Raw genomic sequence first — 17891 nt, 5'->3', positions numbered from 1 at the left:
CCCGGGGATGGACGCGACGAGTCAGGCGGTGGGGACGACGGCCACGGCCGGCGGCCCGGTGGTCGGCGGGCAGGCCGGCCCGCCGGACCCGCTGGTGCCCTACCTGTCCGCAGACTTCCCCTGGTACGGCCTGGACGACGGCTGGACCGGCCGCCGCTACCTGATGCAGGCCGGCGCCGGCGGCCCCCGCGGCGGGGCGGCCGGCAGCGTCGACTACGGCACCCTCGGCCACGGCGAGGAGCCGGCCCGGCAGTACGAGCCGCGCGACATGCGCAGGTTCGCGGTCGTGGTCACGGTGGCCCGCCGCGACAGCCGTCGCAGCGCCGACAACACCGGCACCCTGGAGGCGACCTCCGCCTCCTCCGCCGCCTGGCTGGCCGGCTCCGGCCTGCTCGCGTCGACCTGGCCCGGCCAACTCGACCGCGCGCTGCGCCAGGACTGGCTGGACCAGCAGAGCGCCCTGGCCTGGGACCTCGCCGACGACCTGGCCGGCCCCGGCTGGTCCACCCTCAGCCTGCCGGTCAACGGCCTGCCGCAGCCCTTCCGCTACCGCGAGTCCGAGTACGGCTGGGTGCTCGCCGGCGAGGCCCCCGGCGTCCTGCTCGGCGCCTACGGGCGCGGCGTCAGCGCCTACGGCACCGGCTTCTCCACCGTCCCCGACCTGACCGCCTACGCCCGGCCGTAGGCCCCGCGAAGACGCCGAAGGGGCCGGGTGGTTCGAAACCACCCGGCCCCTTCGGGGCTGTCAGGCCGATCCGCCGTCAGAACTTGTTCTTCGGCGTCAGTCCGAGGGAGAGCCCGGAGAGGCCGCGCTGACGGCCGCCGAGCTTGCCGGCGACGGCGCGCAGGGCGGTGCCGGCCGGGGAGTCGGGGGCGGCGAGCACGACCGGGCGGCCGTCGTCGCCGCCCTCGCGCAGGCGCACGTCGATCGGGATCGAGCCGAGCACCGGGACGGTCGCGCCGACGGTGCGGGTGAGCGCGTCCGCGACGATCTGGCCGCCGCCGGTGCCGAAGACGTCGATCATCTCGTCGCAGTGCGGGCACGGCATGCCGGACATGTTCTCGATCACGCCGACGATCTTCTGGTGGGTCTGCACCGCGATGGTGCCGGCCCGCTCGGCCACCTCGGCGGCGGCCATCTGCGGGGTGGTGACGATCAGGATCTCGGCGTTCGGCACGAGCTGCGCGACCGAGATCGCGATGTCGCCGGTGCCGGGCGGCAGGTCCAGCAGCAGGACGTCCAGGTCGCCCCAGTACACGTCGGCCAGGAACTGCTGGAGCGCGCGGTGCAGCATCGGGCCGCGCCAGACCACCGGGGCGTTGCCCGGGGTGAACATGCCGATCGAGATGACCTTCACGCCGTTCGCCTGCGGCGGCATGATCATGTCCTGGACCTGGGTGGGCCGGCCCTCGACGCCCAGCATGCGCGGCACGCTGTGGCCGTAGATGTCGGCGTCCACGACGGCGACCTTCAGGCCGTCGGCGGCCATCGCGGCGGCCAGGTTGACCGTCACCGAGGACTTGCCGACGCCGCCCTTGCCGGAGGCGACGGCGTAGACCCGGGTCAGCGTGCCCGGCTTGGCGAACGGGATCTCCCGCTCGGGGGCGCCGCCGCGCAGCAGCTGGGAGAGCTCCTTGCGCTGCTCGTCGCTCATCACGTCGAGCTCGACCTCGACGCCGGTCACGCCGGCGACCCGGCCGACCGCCTCGCGGACCCGGGTGGTGATGGTGTCGCGCATCGGACAGCCGGAGACGGTCAGGTAGACCGCGACGCGCACCGCGCCGCCCTCGGCGATCTCGACCGATTTCACCATGCCGATCTCGGTGATCGGGCGGTTGATCTCCGGGTCGTTGACGGTCGCCAGCGCCTGGCGTACGGAGTCCTCCGTGACGCCGGCCGCGACCTCTGTCTCGTTGGCCATGTCTTGATGGTACGGCGCTCGGCGGATCCCCTAACCCGCCGGTAGCGTGCCGCCGGTCACAGCGTCTCGGAGGGCTCCCGGCGCTCGTCGATCTCCTTGAGCAGGGACTGCAGTTCGGAGCGGATGCTCCCCAGCTCGGAGGCGATGAAGGCCCGGGTGGCGACCTCGCCGAGCCCGTGCCGCAGCGCCGCGACCTCGCGGGTGAGGTACTCGGTGTCCGCGATGTTGCGGTCGCTGCGGGCCCGGTCCTGCTCCATGTTGACCCGGTCCCGGTTGTCCTGGCGGTTCTGCGCGAGCAGGATCAGCGGGGCCGCGTACGAGGCCTGGAGCGACAGCACCAGGGTGAGGAAGATGAAGGGGTAGCTGTCGAACCGCACGTTCTCCGGCAGCAGGGTGTTCCAGGCCACCCAGACGATGATCACCACCGTCATCCAGACGATGAACCGGCCGGTGCCCAGGAAGCGCGCGATCCGCTCGGAGAGCTTGCCGAACGCCTCCGGGTCGTAGGAGGGCAGGGTGATCAGGCCGGGCCGGGCGGTGCGGGGCTGGTCGAGCCGGGTGCGGGCCGGGCCCGCCACGGAGATCTCGGTGCGCCGGTCCCGGCCGCCCTCGCGGCCGCGCAGTTCGCGCAGCTGGCGCAGCTCCCGCAGCTCGCTCTGGAGGCGCTGGCGGGGGGACTCGTCCCGCCGTCCCTTGCGGTCAGCGTCCACCGTGCACCTCTTCCCTCGGGTCGTCTTCCCCCGCGTCGTCGTGGCCGTGCAGCACGGACTCGCGCCAGTCCTCCGGCAGCAGGTGGTCGAGCACGTCGTCGACGGTCACCGCGCCGATCAGGTGGTCGGCCTCGTCGACGACCGGCGCGGACACCAGGTTGTAGGTCGCCAGGTAGCTGGTGATCAGCGACAGCGGGGTGTCCGGCGGCAGCGGGTCCAGGTCGTCGTCGACCAGCGAGCCGACCAGCACGTACGGCGGCTCGCGCAGCAGCCGCTGGAAGTGCACGGTGCCCAGGTACTTGCCGGTCGGGGTCTCGTTCGGCGGCCGGCAGACGTACACCTGCGCGGCGAGCGCGGGCTTGTGGTCGGAGACCCGGATGCGGGCGAGTGCCTCGGCCACGGTCGCGTCCGGCTCCAGCACGACCGGCTCGGTGGTCATCAGACCGCCGGCGGTGTTCTCCTCGTACGACAGCAGGCGGCGGACGGGCTCGGCCTCCTCCGGCTCCATCAGCTGGAGCAGCCGCTCGGCCTCGTCGTCGGGCAGCTCGGAGAGCAGGTCCGCGGCGTCGTCCGGGTCCATCGCCTCCAGGATGTCGGCGGCGCGTTCGTCCTTGAGCTTGCCGATGATCTCGACCTGGTCGTCCTCGGGCAGCTCCTCCAGGACATCGGCGAGCCGCTCGTCGTCGAGCGCGGCGGCCACCTCGGCGCGGCGCTTGGCGGACAGGTGGTGCATGACGCTGGCGAGGTCGGCGGCGCGCAGCTGGTCGAAGGTGGCGAGCAGGTTGGCGGCGCCCTGGTCCTGTTCGGGCAGCGCGAAGCCGGTGACGTCCTGCCAGTCCAGGGTGAGCCGCTCGCCCTTGCCCTTGCGCAGCCGGCCGGCCCGGCCGACCTGGACGAAGACCCGGCTGATCTCCCACTCGCGCAGCCGGGTCTGCACCATCCCGACGTCCAGCACGGTGACGTCCTCACCGGTCTTGGACCAGGTGACGGTGCGGTCCAGCAGCTCGGCGAGCACCAGGGTCTCGGACGGGCGCTGCTCGAAGCGCCGCAGGTTGATCACGCCGGTGGTGAGCACCTGACCGGACTCCAGGCTGGTCACCCGGGTCATCGGCAGGAAGATCCGGCGCCGGCCGACCACCTCGACCACCAGGCCGAGCACCCGCGGCGGGCGTCCGCCGAGGCGCAGCGAGACGACCACGTCCCGGACCCGGCCGACCTGGTCGCCGTTCGGGTCGAAGACGGCGAGGGCGGAGAGATGGGAGATGAAGACCCGGGTGCCTGGCCCTGCCATGAACTCCCTCGACTCGTTCGACGCGGTGCCTGGTACGCCGGGGCGCACCCGCGGCCAAGGCTACCCGCGCGTCGGGGACCCGGCCCGACGAGGCACGGTACACATCCGAGGAGTCCCGGGCGTGAATCTTTAGCGGCGCTTGAACAGCAGTTTGGGCAGGCCGGCCGGGATCGGGCGCCGGGTGGTGGCCGGGGTGGGCATCGGCTGGGCGGCGTGCGAGCCGTCCGGCATGGTGCCCGGACGCTCGGTGAGCGCGCCGGCCGGCTCCAGCCGCAGCACCCGGCACTCGCGGGCCCAGCGGTCGGCGATGGTGTCGGTGTCGGGCGCGTTCAGCCGCTTGCCCTTGAGCTCCTCGACGGCGCCCAGCCAGGCCTCGCCGCCCGGGGGCAGCTCCGAGACCCGGGCGTTCCAGCCGGTCAGCCGGCCGCCCTTGTCCTTGCTGCGGACGGTCACCACCGCGCCGGATCCGGCGGTCAGGCCGTGCAGCGGCTGCTCGCCGCCGTCGCCGACCACCACCACCGCGCCGTCGTACCAGGCGTGCCAGAGCGGGCGGGACTGTTCCTGGCCGTCCGCGCGGACCCAGAGCAGGCCGGACTTCTTCGCGGCCTCCTCCAGCAGGGCCCGGTCGAGGAGGTCGTCGGCGGTTGCGGCGGCGGTCGTACGGTCCATGGCGCACAGCGTACGGCTTCTCCCGTCCACGAGGTGTCTCAGCCGTCGGGCGACAGTTCCATCGCCCATCCACGGGCCTTACCGTAGGAGCGCCCGACCCAGCCCACGTGACCAGCAGAGGAGCGCCGTGCCCGCCGCCCGGCCCGCGACCGCACCCGCCGCCACCGCCGCGCCGCCGGCGCACCCGCTGCCCACCCTCGACCTGCTGCTGCTCGCCGTCTCGATCGCCGGCATCTCGCTGTCCGGCCCGCTGATCAGCGCCACCGCCGCACCCGCGCTGGCGATCGCCTTCTGGCGCAACGTCATGTCGGTCGGCGTCCTCGGCCCGTACGCGCTGCTGCGCCACCGTGCCGAGCTGCGCGGGATCGGCCGGCGGGCGCTGCTGCTCGCGACGGCGGCCGGCGCGCTGCTCGCGGTGCACTTCGCGCTCTGGATGCCCAGCCTGCGGATGACCTCGGTGGCCTCGGCGACCGCCCTGGTCACCACCACCCCGCTGTGGACCATCCTGCTGATGCGGCTGTTCGGCGCCCGCGCACCCCGGATGGTCTGGCTCGGCACGGGTGTGGCCTTCGCCGGCGTGCTGGTGCTGACCGGCGTCGACCTCTCGCTCTCCCCGCGCGCGCTGCTCGGAGACGCCCTCGCCCTCGGCGCGGGCCTGGCGGCGGCCGGGTACGTGCTGCTGGGCGCGGAGGTCCGCAAGACCGTCAGCACCACCGCGTACACCCTGGTCTGCTACGCCACCACGGCGGTGGGCCTGCTGGCGATCTGTCTGGTCGCCGGGGCGCCGCTGTCCGGCTGGCCGGCCGGGGTGTGGTGGCAGATCGTGCTGCTGATGGTGGCCGCCCAGCTGCTCGGCCACTCGCTGAGCAACCGCGTGGTGCGCGCCCTCGGCCCGTCGATCACCTCCACCGCGATCCTGCTGGAGACCCCGGGTGCGGCCCTGATCGCCGCTCTCTGGCTCGGTCAGTGGCCCCCGGCGGCCGCCTACCCGGCGGTGGTGCTGATCCTGATCGGCCTGGTCCTGGTCGCCCGCGGCGGCCGCCGCTGAGGACGCCTCAGAGCCAGCCGTTGCGGCGGAAGCCCCGGTACATCCCGATGCAGATCAGGACGATCCCGCCGAGCACCATCGGATAGCCGTACTTGTGGTGCAGTTCGGGCATGTACTCGAAGTTCATGCCGTACACACCGGTGATCATGGTGGGCACGGCGAAGATCGCCGCCCAGGCGGTGATCTTGCGCATGTCCTCGTTCTGCGCCACCGAGACCTGCGCCAGGTTGGCCTGGAGCAGCGAGTTGAGCAGCTCGTCGAAGCTGTGGACCTGCTCGGTGACCCGGGCCAGGTGGTCGGCGACGTCCCGGAAGTACTTCTGGATGTCCGGGTCGACGAGGCGCTGCAGCGGCTCGGACAGCTGCTGCATCGGGCGCAGCAGCGGCACCACGGCGCGCTTGAACTCCAGGACCTCGCGCTTGAGTTGGTAGACCCGACCGACGTCGGCGCTGCGCCCGCCCTTGGCCGAGAAGACGCCGTACTCGATCTCGTCCACGTCGTTCTGCAGCCGCTCGGTGACCAGCAGGTAGTTGTCCACGACGTGGTCGGCGATCGCGTGCAGCACCGCCGAGGGGCCCTTGGCGAGTAGCCCGGACTCGTCCGCGTCGGCCTCCAGCCGGTGCCGCAGCTCCTGGAGCGAGCCGTGGCCGCCGTGCCGGACGGTGATCACGAAGTCCCGCCCGGCGAAGACCATCAGCTCGCCGGTCTCCACCACCTCGCTGGTCGGGGTGAGCTGGTCGTGCTCGACGTAGCGGATGGTCTTGAAGACGGCGAACAGCACGTCGTCGTAGCGCTCGACCTTGGGCCGCTGGTGCGCGTGCACCGCGTCCTCGACCGCGAGCGGGTGCAGGCCGAACCGCTGGGCGATGCCCTCGAACTCGGCCTCGGTCGGCTCGTGCAGCCCGATCCAGCTGAACGAGCCCTTGCCCTCCGGGAGTTGGTGTGCGGCCTTGACTCGGCGGGCGGCCTCGCGGGGGCTGCAGGTCTCGCCGTTGCGCTTGCCGTGCTGGTAGACCGCGCAGTCCACGACCGCCGACCCGGCGCCCATCGGGACGGCGTCGTACCCGCCGACCGCGGACCGGCGGCGGTTGGTGCGGACGGCGGCGCGCAGGCTGTTGATCATCGACATGGCAGGCTCCCTGGGACAGGAGCCGCCGCACAGCGGCGTCGGAGTCCCCCGGTCGGAGGCGGGGGAGGAACGGGCGGCCGTGGTGCGACGGCGAAGAACACCGGTGAAGGGGGATCGGGGTGCTCTCCCGGCCGGTCCGTCCGCGTTCGGTCTGCCCGGGCTACCTCGGCTGGTTCAGCCGGTTCAGCCTGCGTGGCGAGGGGTACGGGGAGGACAGGGCCGGGTAGAGCTGCCGGTACTGCATGGTCGGCCGGTATCCACCGCAACCACCTCCTTCGCGCCGCTGCCCCGGGGACGAAGCGTTCCCGGTGGCCAGTCGCTCACCCTAACATCTGACCGGCCATCGGTGCCCGGGCTTTCCCAAGGCTTTGCCCGGGGTCGCCCGTCCGCGGCCGGTCCGCCCCCGCGGGTTACGCTCACCGGCATGGCGCACGACTTCCCGCTCTTCGGCGAACCCCACGGTGGCAGCTCCCCGGCGCTCTCCCGGGAGGCGGTGCTGGCCGCCGTCGAGGCCAGGCTGATCACCACCTTCGGCGCGTCGAGCGGCCGAGCCGCGGTCACCTTCCTCGGCACCGACCGGATCGAGGTGCTGCGCTTCGGACCGGACGCCGACGGCCTGGTCCGGTACGCGACGCTCGGCATGTCCGCCGCGCCGATGGCCGACCCGACCGCACCGGTCGCCGACCAGCTGCGCGGTCCGCGCGCCGAACTGGTGCTGACGGTGCGCGGCGGGCGCGACAGCGTGCTCCGCAGCCTCGCCACCCTCGCCGCGACGCCGCAGGTCGAGGGCTTGGTGGTGGCCCCGGGCAGCTCGCTCGACCTGGGCGCCCCGCTCTGGGACGGCGCGCCGTTCACCTCGGTGCTGGCCGCCGAGCCGGGCGGCCTGGTGCCGGACCTGGAGCTGGCCGAGCCGGCCGACCCGGTCCGCTTCCTGCCGCTGCTGCCGATGACGCCCAACGAGGCCGGCTGGAAGCGGGTGCACGGCGCGGCCGCGCTCCAGGAGCGCTGGCTGAACCAGGGCACCGACCTGCGCGATCCGGACCGGCGCGGCGTCCGGCTGGACTGACGGCGGCTCAGCGGCGGGGCCGGGGCCGGGCGTACGCGTCGATCGCACGGGCCGGGCGCGCGGGTCGGGCCGGCACCCCGCCGCCGCGCCCCCGCACGCGGGGCGCGCGGCCCTCAGGCCCCGATCGGCTTCGCGCCGGTGGCCTGCTCCAGCAGCGCCTCGTACACCGCCGGATCGGTGGTGTACTCGCCGAGCCGGACGGTCTTGCGGGTGCCGTGGTAGTCGCTGGAGCCGGTGACCAGCAGCCCCAGCTCGCCGGCCAGACCGCGCAGCCGCACCCGGGTCTGCTCGTCGTGGTCGATGTGGTCCACCTCCAGCGCCGCCAGCCCGGCTGCCGCGAGGTCGGCGATCACCTGGTCCGGGACGGTCCGCCCGCGTTTGACCGCGCCGGGGTGGGCGAACACCGGCACCCCGCCGGCCGCCCGGACCAGCCGGACCGCCTCGACGGGGTCGGTCTCGTGCTTGCGCACGTCCGCCCGGCCGCCGTTGGCCAGCCACTCGGGGGTGAAGGCGTCCGAGACGGTGGCCACCACGCCCGCCTCGATCAGCGCGCTGGCGATGTGCGGCCGTCCGACCGAGCCCGCCCCGGCGATCCGCGCCACCTGCTCCCAGCTGATGTCCGCCCCGAGTTCGCGGCAGCGCTCGACGATCGCCCGCCCGCGCCGGAACCGGTCGGTGCGCACCAGCTCCCGCTCGCGCGCGAACTCCGGCTCGTCCGGGTCGAACAGGTACGCCAGCAGGTGCATGCTGACGCCGCCCACCGCGCAGGACAGCTCGGCCCCCGGGACGACGGTCAGCCGGGTGCCGACCGGCAGCGCGCGCACCGCCTCGGCGGCCTCGGCGTGGCCCGCGACGGTGTCGTGGTCGGTGAGCGCCACGACGTCCAGGCCCGCGGCCACGGCCGCCGCGACCAGCTCGGCCGGGGTGTCGGTGCCGTCGGAGGCATTGCTGTGGGCGTGCAGGTCGATGCGCACGGGGCGGACTCCTGGAGGCTCGTGGGTGCCGCCCAGGATAGGACAGGCCCTAAGGCGTGTCTGACAGTTCCCGCCGGGCGTGCGATCCGACGCGAATTGCCAGACACGCCTTAACCGAGCAGGCGGGGGGAGAGGGCCCCGCAGGGGAGCAGGTCCAGTTCGGCGCCGGCCTCGCGCAGGTCGGTGAGGACCAGCTCGTCGTACATCACCAGGGCGGACTGCTCGGGCCAGGCGACCGCCCAGAGCCAGAGCCCGCGGGCCTCGCCGGCGAACACCGCGCGGTCGACCGGGGCGTCCGGGACGTGGAACATCGGGGTGGGCCGCCCGGCGGCCATCAGCTTGGCGTCGGCGGGCTTGTAGAGGCCGACGGAGTCGCCCGGGTCGGGTCCGGCCAGTCCGGCGTAGCGGGCACCGAGGCCGACCCCCAGTTCCTCGGCGATCAGCACCAGCTCGCCGAAGCCGCCGAGCGGCGCCGGGCCGGAGCAGGCGACGGCGGTGGCCCGGGCTCCGGAGACGTCGTCGCCGACGTGCGCGATGCCGGTGTAGAGCCAGCCGACCGGGAGCGGCCAGGGCAGCCAGACGGGGACCTGCGAACGGGCGACGGCGACGCCCAGGGCCTCCACGCTCGGTGGCAGGACGGGCTGCATCGGGTGCACGGCTCCGTGCCGGTCGCACTGCCACGTGTCTGAGAACAGACCGGGGGCGCGGACCCGACCGGCGCACCTCGGGCAGCTTGGCTCGCCCCTCATAGCCGACAACGCTCCTCCCTCCGGACCGCCGCGTCAAGGACGATCACCCGTACGGAGGGCGCGGCGGCACCTGTCGGTGGCGGGGCCCGTCCGACGCGGGGTGGGGCGCGGTACGGGCGGTTCCCGTTGGGGGATGTCCCGTGGCGGGCGACGGCAAACGTCGGGGGCGCCGGGCCCGGACGCACTGACGCCCCGTCATCGGCGATCGCGGTGACGGGGCGTCAGTCGGGTATCGGAACGTCCGGATCGGATGCTCCTGGCTCGTCGGCGGCGGGTGAGGTCTCCCGGTCGGAGGCGCCGCGCGTGGTCAGACGGTCGGGCACGGGCGGATGAGCAGGCGCTCGCCGGTGCGGGCGGCGGCCTGGACGACCTCGCGGACGGTCTCGGCGTCGGCTATCAGACGGCCGGCGGCGGAGCCGTTGACGTCGTCCAGCCGGACGATCTCGAAGCGCATGGTCTTCGTCATGGGCGTCTCCTTTCCTGGCCCCGTCGGTCGGGGCGATTGCGGCTGAGTGGGTACCAGCCCTTTCGGGGTCCTGCGGGTCCGGCGGTGCGGCCGGATCGTTCGGTTCGTGCGCGTGGCGGTCTGCTGCGGCAAGGGCTCCCCCTACTTGCCTGGTGCGTCTGGCGCCTCGTGAACCACGGTGACGTGGTGGTGCTTCCGGGCCGTTGCCCGACCGTAAAGTCCAGGTTTCGGCTGATTCGCGCCGACGCGGAGGCCGGCGATGATTCCCGGACAGAATCAAAGATTACCGTAACTAACGAATTTTGTCCTGCGTTGAGGGCGGTCGAACTTCGAGAAGTGGTTCAGACCACTCTCCGGATCGGTCCGGTCAGGCCCAGAACGCGGCCAGCGCCTCGGCCGTGGCGGCCGGCCGTTCGGCGTTGGGGGAGTGGCCGGCGTCCTCGACGACCACCCGGCGGGCTCCCAGGCGCTCCGCCATCCCGGTCTGCTCCGGCACCGGCCAGGCGTAGTCCCGCACCCCGGACAGCACCAGCACCGGCAACTCGGCGGTGGCGGCGGCCAGCTCCGCCACCCGGTCCGGCGCGGCGACCAGATGACCGCCGGTGACGGTCAGCGCCAGCGGCACGTTGGCCAGCCAGCGGCGGTGCAGGAACTCCTCGACCGCCGGTTCCGGGCGCTGCCGCCGGTCCCCGCTGCCCTCCTCCAGCTGTCGCATGACCTGCCAGATCTCCTCCAGGCCCATGACCGGCAGCACGTCCAGCAGCAGCTTGGTGCGGGCCGCCTCGGCCGGGTCGATCGCGCCCGGGCCGGTGGACATCAGGGCCAGCGAGCGCCACGACGGCGGGCCGTCCGCGGCGGCGGCCAGCACCGCCTCCCGGACCACCTGGCCGCCGAAGGAGTGCCCCAGCAGGTGCGGCGGCGGCCCGCCGTCCGCGGCCAGGGCCTCGGTGAGCGCCCGGACGTCCGCGCCCAGCGCCTCGACCGCGTACGCGGCCGGGTCGTCCGGGCCGCCGGTCTCGTACTGGCCGCGCTGGTCGACGGCGGTCACCCGGTAGCCGGCCGCCGCCAGCGGCTCCAGCAGGGCGATGAAGTCCTCCTTGCTGCCGGTGAAGCCCGGGACCAGCAGCGCCGAGCCGCGCACCGGCCCGTCCGGCTCCGCCCGCAGCGCGGCGAAGGCGCCGCGGGCGGTCGACAGCCGCAGCGCCCGGGCGCAACGGGGGAGGGTGAGGAACGGCGGGGTGCTCATGGGCTGCTCTCCTGCGGGCGGGATAGGGCCCGCCCGGCTGATCCGGCAAGATCGACCGGGCAGGACCTGGCCGGTGACCCCGAGCCTATCCAGGAACGCCGGAGGGGACGGGCCAGGCCGTCAGGGGCCCGGCCCGCCCCCTCCGGGGCGGGGTGCGTCAGCTCTCCGGGGTGGCCTCCGGCGCGGCGGCGGCCTTGCGGGCGCGGGTGCGCTTGCGCGGGGCCGGGACCTCGGCCGCGGCGTCGGCGGCCGCAGCCTCCGGGGCCGCCGGGGCGGTCGCGGCCTCAGCCTTGGGCTTGCGGGTGCGGGTCCGGGTGGCCGGCTTCTTCTCGGCGACGGCCTCGGCGGCCGGGGCCTCGGCGGGGGCCTCGACGGCCTCCACCTTGGGCTTGCGGGTGCGGGTCCGGGTGGCCGGCTTCTCCGCGACCGCGACCGCGGTCTCGGCGACCGCCTCGGCGGTGGGTGCCTCGACGGCCTCGGCCTTGGGCTTGCGGGTGCGGGTCCGGGTGGCCGGCTTCTTCTCGGCGACGACCTCGGCGGCCGGAGCCTCGGCGACCGGAGCCGCCACGGCGGCCTCGGTCACCACGACGGCCTCGGCGACCACGGCAGCGGCCTCGGCGACCACGGCGGCCTCGCCGGCGCCGCGCGAGCGACGGCGACGACGGCGCGGTGCGGCCTCGCCCTCGACGCCCTCGACGGCCGGGGCCGCCAGGGTCTCGACGGCGGTACCGGCCTCGCCCTCGGCGACCGCCGAGCCCCGCCGGGTGCGGCGGCGCTCACGGGTACGGCGCGGCTTCTCCTCGGTGGCCACGGCGGCCTCGGCGGCCTCGGTGCGGCCGGGGCCGCTCCGCGTGCCCCGGCCCCGAGCGGTGCGCGCACCGCGTCCGCCGGTCTCGCCGAGGTCCTCGACCTCCTCCGCGCCCAGCCCGGCCCGGGTCCGCTCCGAACGCGGCAGCACACCCTTGGTGCCCGGCGCGATCTTCAGCAGCTCGTACAGGTGCGGCGAGGTGGAGTAGGTCTCCTCCGGGTCGTTGAACGACAGCTCGAGCGCCTTGTTGATCAGCTGCCAGCGCGGGATGTCGTCCCAGTCGACCAGGGTGACGGCGGTGCCCGAGGCGCCGGCCCGGCCGGTGCGGCCGATCCGGTGCAGGTAGGTCTTCTCGTCCTCGGGGCACTGGTAGTTGATCACGTGCGTGACGCCCTCGACGTCGATGCCGCGGGCGGCGACGTCGGTGCAGACCAGCACGTCGACCTTGCCGTTGCGGAACGCCCGCAGCGCCTGCTCGCGGGCGCCCTGGCCGAGGTCGCCGTGGACGGCGCCGGCCGCGAAGCCGCGCTGGGTCAGCTGGTCGGACACGTCGGCGGCGGTGCGCTTGGTCCGGCAGAAGATCATCGCCAGCCCGCGGCCGTCGGCCTGCAGGATGCGCGAGACGAGCTCGACCTTGTCCAGCGAGTGCGCACGGAAGATGTGCTGCTCGGTGTTGGCGACGGTGGTGCCGGTGTCGTCCGGGGCGGCGGCCCGGATGTGGGTCGGCTGGCTCATGTACCGGCGGGCGAGGCTGATCACCTGGCCCGGCATGGTGGCCGAGAACAGCAGGGTCTGCCGCTTGGCCGGCAGCATGGTGATGATCTTCTCGACGTCCGGCAGGAAGCCGAGGTCGAGCATCTCGTCGGCCTCGTCGAGGACCAGCGAGCGGACCTTGGACAGGTTCAGCTTCTTCTGCCCGGCCAGGTCCAGCAGCCGGCCCGGGGTGCCGACCACGATGTCGACGCCCTTGGCGAGCGCCTCGACCTGCGGCTCGTAGGCGCGGCCGCCGTAGACGGCCAGGACGCGCACGTCGCGGACCTTGCCGGCGGTCTGCAGGTCGTTGGTGACCTGGGTGCAGAGCTCACGCGTCGGGACGACGATCAGCGCCTGCGGGGACCCGCAGAGCTGCTCCTCGGTGGCCCGGCCGGCGTCCACGTCGGCGCGCACGACGACCCGCTCGATCAGCGGGAGGCCGAAGCCGAGGGTCTTGCCGGTGCCGGTCTTGGCCTGGCCGATGACGTCGTGGCCGGTCAGCGCGACCGGGAGGGTCATCTCCTGGATCGGGAAGGGATGGACGATGCCGACGGCCTCGAGCGCCTCGGCGGTCTCCGGGAGGATTCCCAGGTCCCGGAACGTCGTCTTGATGGGTTCAGCGGTGGTGGACAGGGTGCTGCCTCTTCCGTGTGGAGGGGCCGAGAGCGAGCGGCGGGCGGGCAGCCGCACGGCTGCGTACGGGCCTGGGCGGCCCTGATGCAGCTGAGCGGACGCACAACCGCGCCGGTCCCTGCGGCCGGCCGGTGCGCGCTGCCCTGGTACGGGGCGCGTCGCCGGCGGCGTCGGGGAGGATTCCCGTGAGGGACCTGCGCGGGACCTTCGCCAGGGGGCGCGGTCTCGGCGGCCCTCGCTCGGCCACTGATGCGGTGCCAAGGCTTGAAGTCCAAGCCATGGTCGGAGCCGATCGGCTCTCCGACCGGGCATCCGCGTACGTGAGTACCCGTGGCTCCGGTGCGGACACGTCCGGGTGGACGGTGCCGCTACGGAGCGGGCTTGCGCGGGACACCGAGACGGCGGTGACACCGTGCGAGCACGACGGGGCTCCGTACCACCATACAGTCAGGCGACGACTCGAACACGTGACGCGTCTGACATTGCCCCCGCCGACCCGGCCCGGAAGGGGGATTCCGGCCGGTCACCCGGGTGCCGCTCGGCGGCCGCTCCATGTGGGGGAGCCGGGCGGACGGCACTAAGGTGACGGGTCATGGAGACCCATGGTGAGACGCAGGACGCCGCGGCCGGCTCGATCGGGGACTGGGCCGCGTGCTCGGCCGACCCGGGCTACCGGGCGGCGGTGCTGGATCTGCTCGGCGCGCTCGCGTACGGCGAGCTGAGCGCCTTCGAGCGGCTCGCCGAGGACGCCAAGCTGGCTCCGGACCTCGCCGACAAGGCGGCCCTGGCCCGGATGGCCTCCGCCGAGTTCCAGCACTACCAGCGCCTGCACGACCGGCTCGCCGAGGTCGGCGCCGACCCGCAGGAGGCGATGCGCCCGTTCGTCGAGCCGCTGGAGCTGTTCCACCGGATGACCGCGCCCTCGGACTGGCTGGAGGGCCTGGTCAAGGCCTACGTCGGCGACGCCATCGCGACCGACTTCTACCGCGAGGTCGCCGTCCGGCTCGACGACGACACCCGCGAGCTGGTGCTCGGCGTCATGTCCGACACCGGGCACGCCCAGTTCGCGGTGGACAAGGTGCGCCAGGCCATCGAGGCCGACCCGCGCTCCGGCGGCCGGCTCGCGCTGTGGGGCCGGCGGCTGATGGGCGAGGCGCTCAGCCAGGCCCAGCGGGTGGTCGCCGAGCGGGACGCGCTGTCCAACCTGCTGGTCGGCGGCGTCCAGGTGCAGGGCTTCGACCTGGTCGAGGTCGGCAAGATGTTCAACCGGATCACCGAGGCGCACACCCGGCGGATGGCCGCCCTGGGCCTGGCCAGCTGACCGGTCAGGCCGGCCGGTGGCGCCGCGGCGCGCGGTGGGCGCCGCCCCGGTGCGGGTGGTGCCGGTGCGCCGGGGCGAGCCCGGCGGCCAGGTCCGGCCGGGCCAGTGTCGCGGTCAGCACCGCCGAGGCCACCGCGGCGGCCACGATCGACCCCGCCGGGTAACGCCCCTCCAGGCAGAAGTGCGTGACCACCCCGCCGAGCAGCGCCGCCGCCAGCGCGGTGCCCACGGTCAGGGTGCGGGCCGTCCGGAAGTACGAGGGCCGGGCCAGCAGCGCGACCAGGCCCGTGACCAGGCCGACCAGGGCGAAGGCGATCGATTCGACCAGCAAGACTGCCTCCCGGAGGACGGGCGCGCGGCGCCGACGGCCGCACTGTCGCCGTACCCCGCCCCACCCGGCCGTACACGCAGCGGTGCCCCGCTCCCTGGGGGGAGCGGGGCACCGGGTGAGCAGTTCGGGCAGCGCCTCAGAGGGTGCCGAAACCGACCTTGCGGGCGGCCTGCTCGCCGATCTCCACGTACGCCAGGCGCTCGGCCGGGACGATGACGCGGCGGCCGTGCTCGTCGGTCAGCGCGAAGAGCTTCTCCGAACCCTCCAGGGCCTTGGCGATCGCGCTCTGGATCTCATCGGCAGTCTGCGAGCTCTCGATCACGATCTCGCGCGGCGTGTTCTGCACGCCGATCTTGACCTCCACGGCTTCCGTCCCTCCGGGGTTGCAGCCTCCACGCGCGGACACCCGACCGCCTGGGACAAGCGTTCGCGACGACCGCGCCGTACGGCTTCACCATAGAGCACGAGATCACCACGGCGGCGAAGGTCGCCGGATCACCCCTGCTAAGAGGGGGCCTCCCCGTCCTCCGCGACCGGGTGCATCGGGAAGCCCTTCAGACCGCGCCAGGCCAGGCTGGCGACCAGCCGCACCGCCTCGTCGCGGGGGATCTCCAGCCCCTGCGAGAGCCAGTACCGGGCGGTGATCTGGGCCAGGCCGCAGACCCCGGCAGCGAGCAGCTTGGACTCCGACTCGGGCAGGTCGGTGTCCTCCTGGATCACCTTGCTGACCAGCGTCGCGCTCTCCTCGGAGGCCCGCTCGACCCGCTCGCGCACGGCCGGCTCGTTGGTCAGGTCCGACTCGAAGACCAGCCGGAACGCGCCGGACTCGCTGGAGACGTAGTTGAAGTACGCCTCCATCGTCGCGGCCACCCGCAGCTTGTTGTCGGTCGTCGTCGACAGCGCCTCGCGGGTCGACTCGACCAGGGCGTCGCAGTGCTTGTCCAGCAGCGCCAGGTACAGCTCCAGCTTCCCGGGGAAGTGCTGGTACAGCACCGGCTTGCTCACCCCGGCACGGTCGGCGATGTCGTCCATGGCGGCCGCGTGGTAACCCTGCGCGACGAACACCTCCTGGGCGGCACCGAGCAGTTGTTCACGACGGGCGCTTCGCGGCAGGCGGGCACCGCGCGGGCGCTCCTGCGCCTCCTGGATGGCCGTCACGGCGCTCCTCACTTCGGGTTGTTCGGGGCTGGCAAGAGGGCCGATTCTACTTTTCGGTAACCGCTTCCGCGTTCGGCGGGAGTGAGAAAAGGACCTCGGCCTCCTTGTCAGGAGCCCACAATACGGCGCTGACCTCGGCGTCGGCAGTGGTGTGACAGGGGGTGAAACGGCCGGACCGCCCCCGACGGTCCCCGGCCGGGGCTCACTACCATCGTCCACCATGAGCAGCGCTGAGCAGCAGGTACGTACGGTCGAGATCCCCGGCGCGGTGCTCGCGGTGCATCGGCCGGCCACCGGCGGGGAGGGCGACGGACGCGAGCCCGGGCTGTTCGTGCACGGCCTCGGCGGCTCGGCCGGCAACTGGACGGCCCTGATGGACCGGCTCGGCGACCTGGTCGACGGCGAGGCCGTGGACCTGCCCGGCTTCGGCCGCTCCGGCCCGCCCGCCGACGGCAACCTGAGCGTCTCGGGCCACGTCCGCGCGGTGATCGGCTACCTGGAGGCCGCCGGACGCGGGCCGGTGCACCTGTTCGGCAACTCGCTCGGCGGCGCCGTCGCCGTCCGGCTGGCCGCGTTGCGCCCGGACCTCGTCCGTAGCCTCACCCTGGTCTCGCCCGCCCTGCCCGAACTGCCGCCGCAGCGCTCCGCCTGGCCGACCGGCCTGCTCGCGCTGCCCGGGGCGCCCGCGCTGCTGCGCCGCCTCCCGGCGAACGGACGCGGCCCCGAGGCGGCCACCGAGGACCTGCTGCGGCTGGTCTACGGCGACCCGGGCGGCCTCTCCCCGGCGGCCAGGGCCGAGGCGGTGGCCGAGTACCGGCGCCGGCTGCAGGTGCCGCACGCGCTGCAGGCGCTGACCGGCTCGGCCCGCGGCATCGTCTCGGCGTACACCGAGCGCGGCGAGCAGGCGCTGTGGCGGCAGGCCGAGCACGTGCGGGCGCCGGTGCTGCTGGTGTACGGGCTGCGCGACAAGCTCGTCTCCTACCGCTCCGCCCGGCGGGCCGGCGCGGCCTTCGCCGACGTCCGGCTGCTGGTGCTGCCGGAGTCCGGCCACGTCGCGATGATGGAGCACCCCGAGCAGGTCGCCCGCGCCGTGCGGGAGCTGCTGGCCGCGAGCTGACCGGCGGGAACGGGCCGCCGGAACGGGCGGTCGGAACGGGCCGCTGCAACCGGCCGCCGCGGAGGCCGGGTAACGGCCCGGTTCGGGGTGAGGTCACGCCGGTTCACTCGTTCAGGTGGCAACCAGGCAGGTGACCGATGGATTGCCCGGGGCCGGTCCTACCTTTCTGCTGTCGGACCGAACAGGTGTGGGGGAGGTCGTGGCCGCCGGAGGAACCGAGGGCGGCCGCACCCAGGGGTCCCGGCGGGTCGGGCCCGGCCGCCGGAACGGGCGTGCGCCCGGGGGAACGGATCGCGGGAGGGCGCGGCCGGACCGTCGGGACGGACGGCCGCGCCGCCACGCGGTGGTGCTTCGCCCCGGGGGCGTCACGGTGTCGTACCCGGCCGACCGGGCTCCTCGGCCCCGGACCGTCCCCGCCGCCGCGCGGGGCCGCGCCGGGTGACCACGCCGGCCGCTCAAGCCATCCGTCGATCCGCCCGCGATCCGTTCTGCCCTGGAGG

General features: G+C 74.2%; 18 protein-coding genes. 5 read left to right on the top strand and 13 right to left on the bottom strand.

The features are described from left to right. The first annotated feature begins 7 nt into the window (after positions 1-7). On the top strand, positions 8-685 hold the full coding sequence (locus tag P3T27_RS09450) for a hypothetical protein (RefSeq protein ID WP_280676372.1): 678 nt from the start codon (positions 8-10) through the stop codon (positions 683-685). A 76-nt stretch (positions 686-761) separates the two neighbouring features. Here P3T27_RS09450 and P3T27_RS09445 read toward each other — a convergent pair whose 3' ends face one another. From P3T27_RS09445 to P3T27_RS09430, 4 genes are all read right to left on the bottom strand, one after another. Then, the gene (locus P3T27_RS09445) at positions 762-1922 is read right to left on the bottom strand and encodes an Mrp/NBP35 family ATP-binding protein (protein WP_280676370.1); all 1161 of its coding nucleotides are present in this window, start codon (positions 1920-1922) and stop codon (positions 762-764) included. 56 nt (positions 1923-1978) lie between these two features. Further along, positions 1979-2545, bottom strand: coding sequence for a DUF1003 domain-containing protein (locus tag P3T27_RS09440; RefSeq protein WP_280676628.1), 567 nt, complete (start codon positions 2543-2545; stop codon positions 1979-1981). A gap of 76 nt (positions 2546-2621) precedes the next feature. Further along, the gene (locus P3T27_RS09435; RefSeq protein ID WP_280676368.1) at positions 2622-3923 is read right to left on the bottom strand and encodes a CBS domain-containing protein; all 1302 of its coding nucleotides are present in this window, start codon (positions 3921-3923) and stop codon (positions 2622-2624) included. 129 nt (positions 3924-4052) lie between these two features. Then, on the bottom strand, positions 4053-4592 hold the full coding sequence (locus P3T27_RS09430; RefSeq protein ID WP_280676366.1) for a hypothetical protein: 540 nt from the start codon (positions 4590-4592) through the stop codon (positions 4053-4055). A 187-nt stretch (positions 4593-4779) separates the two neighbouring features. On the opposite strand from P3T27_RS09430, the gene P3T27_RS09425 reads away from it, so the two are divergent. Continuing rightward, positions 4780-5640: a DMT family transporter gene (locus P3T27_RS09425; RefSeq protein ID WP_280676626.1), complete on the top strand. Its 861-nt coding sequence runs from the start codon at positions 4780-4782 to the stop codon at positions 5638-5640. Positions 5641-5647: 7 nt separating this feature from the next. On the opposite strand, the gene corA is transcribed toward P3T27_RS09425, so the two are convergent. After that, positions 5648-6769 (bottom strand): magnesium/cobalt transporter CorA, encoded by a 1122-nt coding sequence (gene corA / locus P3T27_RS09420; protein WP_280676364.1) that lies wholly within the window; start codon positions 6767-6769, stop codon positions 5648-5650. Between the two features lie 424 nt (positions 6770-7193). Here corA and P3T27_RS09415 point away from each other — a divergent pair, with 424 nt between their 5' ends. Next, positions 7194-7835: a suppressor of fused domain protein gene (locus tag P3T27_RS09415; RefSeq protein ID WP_280676362.1), complete on the top strand. Its 642-nt coding sequence runs from the start codon at positions 7194-7196 to the stop codon at positions 7833-7835. A 113-nt stretch (positions 7836-7948) separates the two neighbouring features. Here P3T27_RS09415 and P3T27_RS09410 read toward each other — a convergent pair whose 3' ends face one another. The 5 genes from P3T27_RS09410 to P3T27_RS09390 all read right to left on the bottom strand — a co-directional run bounded on the left by P3T27_RS09410 (position 7949) and on the right by P3T27_RS09390 (position 13464). After that, positions 7949-8809, bottom strand: coding sequence for a PHP domain-containing protein (locus P3T27_RS09410; protein WP_280676360.1), 861 nt, complete (start codon positions 8807-8809; stop codon positions 7949-7951). Between the two features lie 110 nt (positions 8810-8919). Continuing rightward, positions 8920-9558 (bottom strand): DUF6758 family protein, encoded by a 639-nt coding sequence (locus P3T27_RS09405; RefSeq protein WP_280676358.1) that lies wholly within the window; start codon positions 9556-9558, stop codon positions 8920-8922. Between the two features lie 307 nt (positions 9559-9865). Then, positions 9866-10024, bottom strand: a complete 159-nt coding sequence (locus tag P3T27_RS09400; RefSeq protein ID WP_280676647.1) for a hypothetical protein — start codon at positions 10022-10024, stop codon at positions 9866-9868. 367 nt (positions 10025-10391) lie between these two features. Continuing rightward, positions 10392-11270: an alpha/beta fold hydrolase gene (locus P3T27_RS09395; RefSeq protein ID WP_280676356.1), complete on the bottom strand. Its 879-nt coding sequence runs from the start codon at positions 11268-11270 to the stop codon at positions 10392-10394. Between the two features lie 157 nt (positions 11271-11427). Next, entirely contained in the window at positions 11428-13464 is a 2037-nt protein-coding gene (locus P3T27_RS09390; RefSeq protein ID WP_280676624.1) for a DEAD/DEAH box helicase, read from the bottom strand. A gap of 592 nt (positions 13465-14056) precedes the next feature. Here P3T27_RS09390 and P3T27_RS09385 point away from each other — a divergent pair. Continuing rightward, positions 14057-14785: a ferritin-like fold-containing protein gene (locus P3T27_RS09385; RefSeq protein ID WP_280676354.1), complete on the top strand. Its 729-nt coding sequence runs from the start codon at positions 14057-14059 to the stop codon at positions 14783-14785. A 4-nt stretch (positions 14786-14789) separates the two neighbouring features. On the opposite strand, the gene P3T27_RS09380 is transcribed toward P3T27_RS09385, so the two are convergent. From P3T27_RS09380 to P3T27_RS09370, 3 genes are all read right to left on the bottom strand, one after another. After that, positions 14790-15116 (bottom strand): hypothetical protein, encoded by a 327-nt coding sequence (locus P3T27_RS09380; RefSeq protein ID WP_280676352.1) that lies wholly within the window; start codon positions 15114-15116, stop codon positions 14790-14792. A 136-nt stretch (positions 15117-15252) separates the two neighbouring features. Further along, positions 15253-15480 (bottom strand): DUF3107 domain-containing protein, encoded by a 228-nt coding sequence (locus tag P3T27_RS09375; RefSeq protein ID WP_280676350.1) that lies wholly within the window; start codon positions 15478-15480, stop codon positions 15253-15255. Positions 15481-15620: 140 nt separating this feature from the next. Further along, positions 15621-16274, bottom strand: coding sequence for a TetR/AcrR family transcriptional regulator (locus P3T27_RS09370; RefSeq protein ID WP_280676348.1), 654 nt, complete (start codon positions 16272-16274; stop codon positions 15621-15623). Between the two features lie 220 nt (positions 16275-16494). Here P3T27_RS09370 and P3T27_RS09365 point away from each other — a divergent pair, with 220 nt between their 5' ends. Further along, entirely contained in the window at positions 16495-17391 is an 897-nt protein-coding gene (locus tag P3T27_RS09365) for an alpha/beta fold hydrolase (protein WP_280676345.1), read from the top strand. The last annotated feature ends 500 nt before the right edge of the window (positions 17392-17891 follow it).

Origin of the sequence: Kitasatospora sp. MAA19, from assembly GCF_029894125.1 — a bacterium.
In the GTDB taxonomy this organism is placed as follows: Bacteria; Actinomycetota; Actinomycetes; order Streptomycetales; family Streptomycetaceae; genus Kitasatospora.
Note: the sequence above shows the minus strand (reverse complement) of the source record. Positions and strands in the feature narration are given on the sequence as shown.

What these genes read in the sequence shown, in the direction of transcription:
- corA (WP_280676364.1), bottom strand. Translation starts at nt 6,769, where the DNA reads ATGTCGATGATCAACAGCCTGCGCGCCGCCGTCCGCACCAACCGCCGC.
- P3T27_RS09430 (WP_280676366.1), bottom strand. Translation starts at nt 4,592, where the DNA reads ATGGACCGTACGACCGCCGCCGCAACCGCCGACGACCTCCTCGACCGG.
- P3T27_RS09405 (WP_280676358.1), bottom strand. Translation starts at nt 9,558, where the DNA reads ATGAGGGGCGAGCCAAGCTGCCCGAGGTGCGCCGGTCGGGTCCGCGCC.
- P3T27_RS09395 (WP_280676356.1), bottom strand. Translation starts at nt 11,270, where the DNA reads ATGAGCACCCCGCCGTTCCTCACCCTCCCCCGTTGCGCCCGGGCGCTG.
- P3T27_RS09400 (WP_280676647.1), bottom strand. Translation starts at nt 10,024, where the DNA reads ATGACGAAGACCATGCGCTTCGAGATCGTCCGGCTGGACGACGTCAAC.
- P3T27_RS09445 (WP_280676370.1), bottom strand. Translation starts at nt 1,922, where the DNA reads ATGGCCAACGAGACAGAGGTCGCGGCCGGCGTCACGGAGGACTCCGTA.
- P3T27_RS09365 (WP_280676345.1), top strand. Translation starts at nt 16,495, where the DNA reads ATGAGCAGCGCTGAGCAGCAGGTACGTACGGTCGAGATCCCCGGCGCG.
- P3T27_RS09385 (WP_280676354.1), top strand. Translation starts at nt 14,057, where the DNA reads ATGGAGACCCATGGTGAGACGCAGGACGCCGCGGCCGGCTCGATCGGG.
- P3T27_RS09415 (WP_280676362.1), top strand. Translation starts at nt 7,194, where the DNA reads ATGGCGCACGACTTCCCGCTCTTCGGCGAACCCCACGGTGGCAGCTCC.
- P3T27_RS09435 (WP_280676368.1), bottom strand. Translation starts at nt 3,923, where the DNA reads ATGGCAGGGCCAGGCACCCGGGTCTTCATCTCCCATCTCTCCGCCCTC.
- P3T27_RS09450 (WP_280676372.1), top strand. Translation starts at nt 8, where the DNA reads ATGGACGCGACGAGTCAGGCGGTGGGGACGACGGCCACGGCCGGCGGC.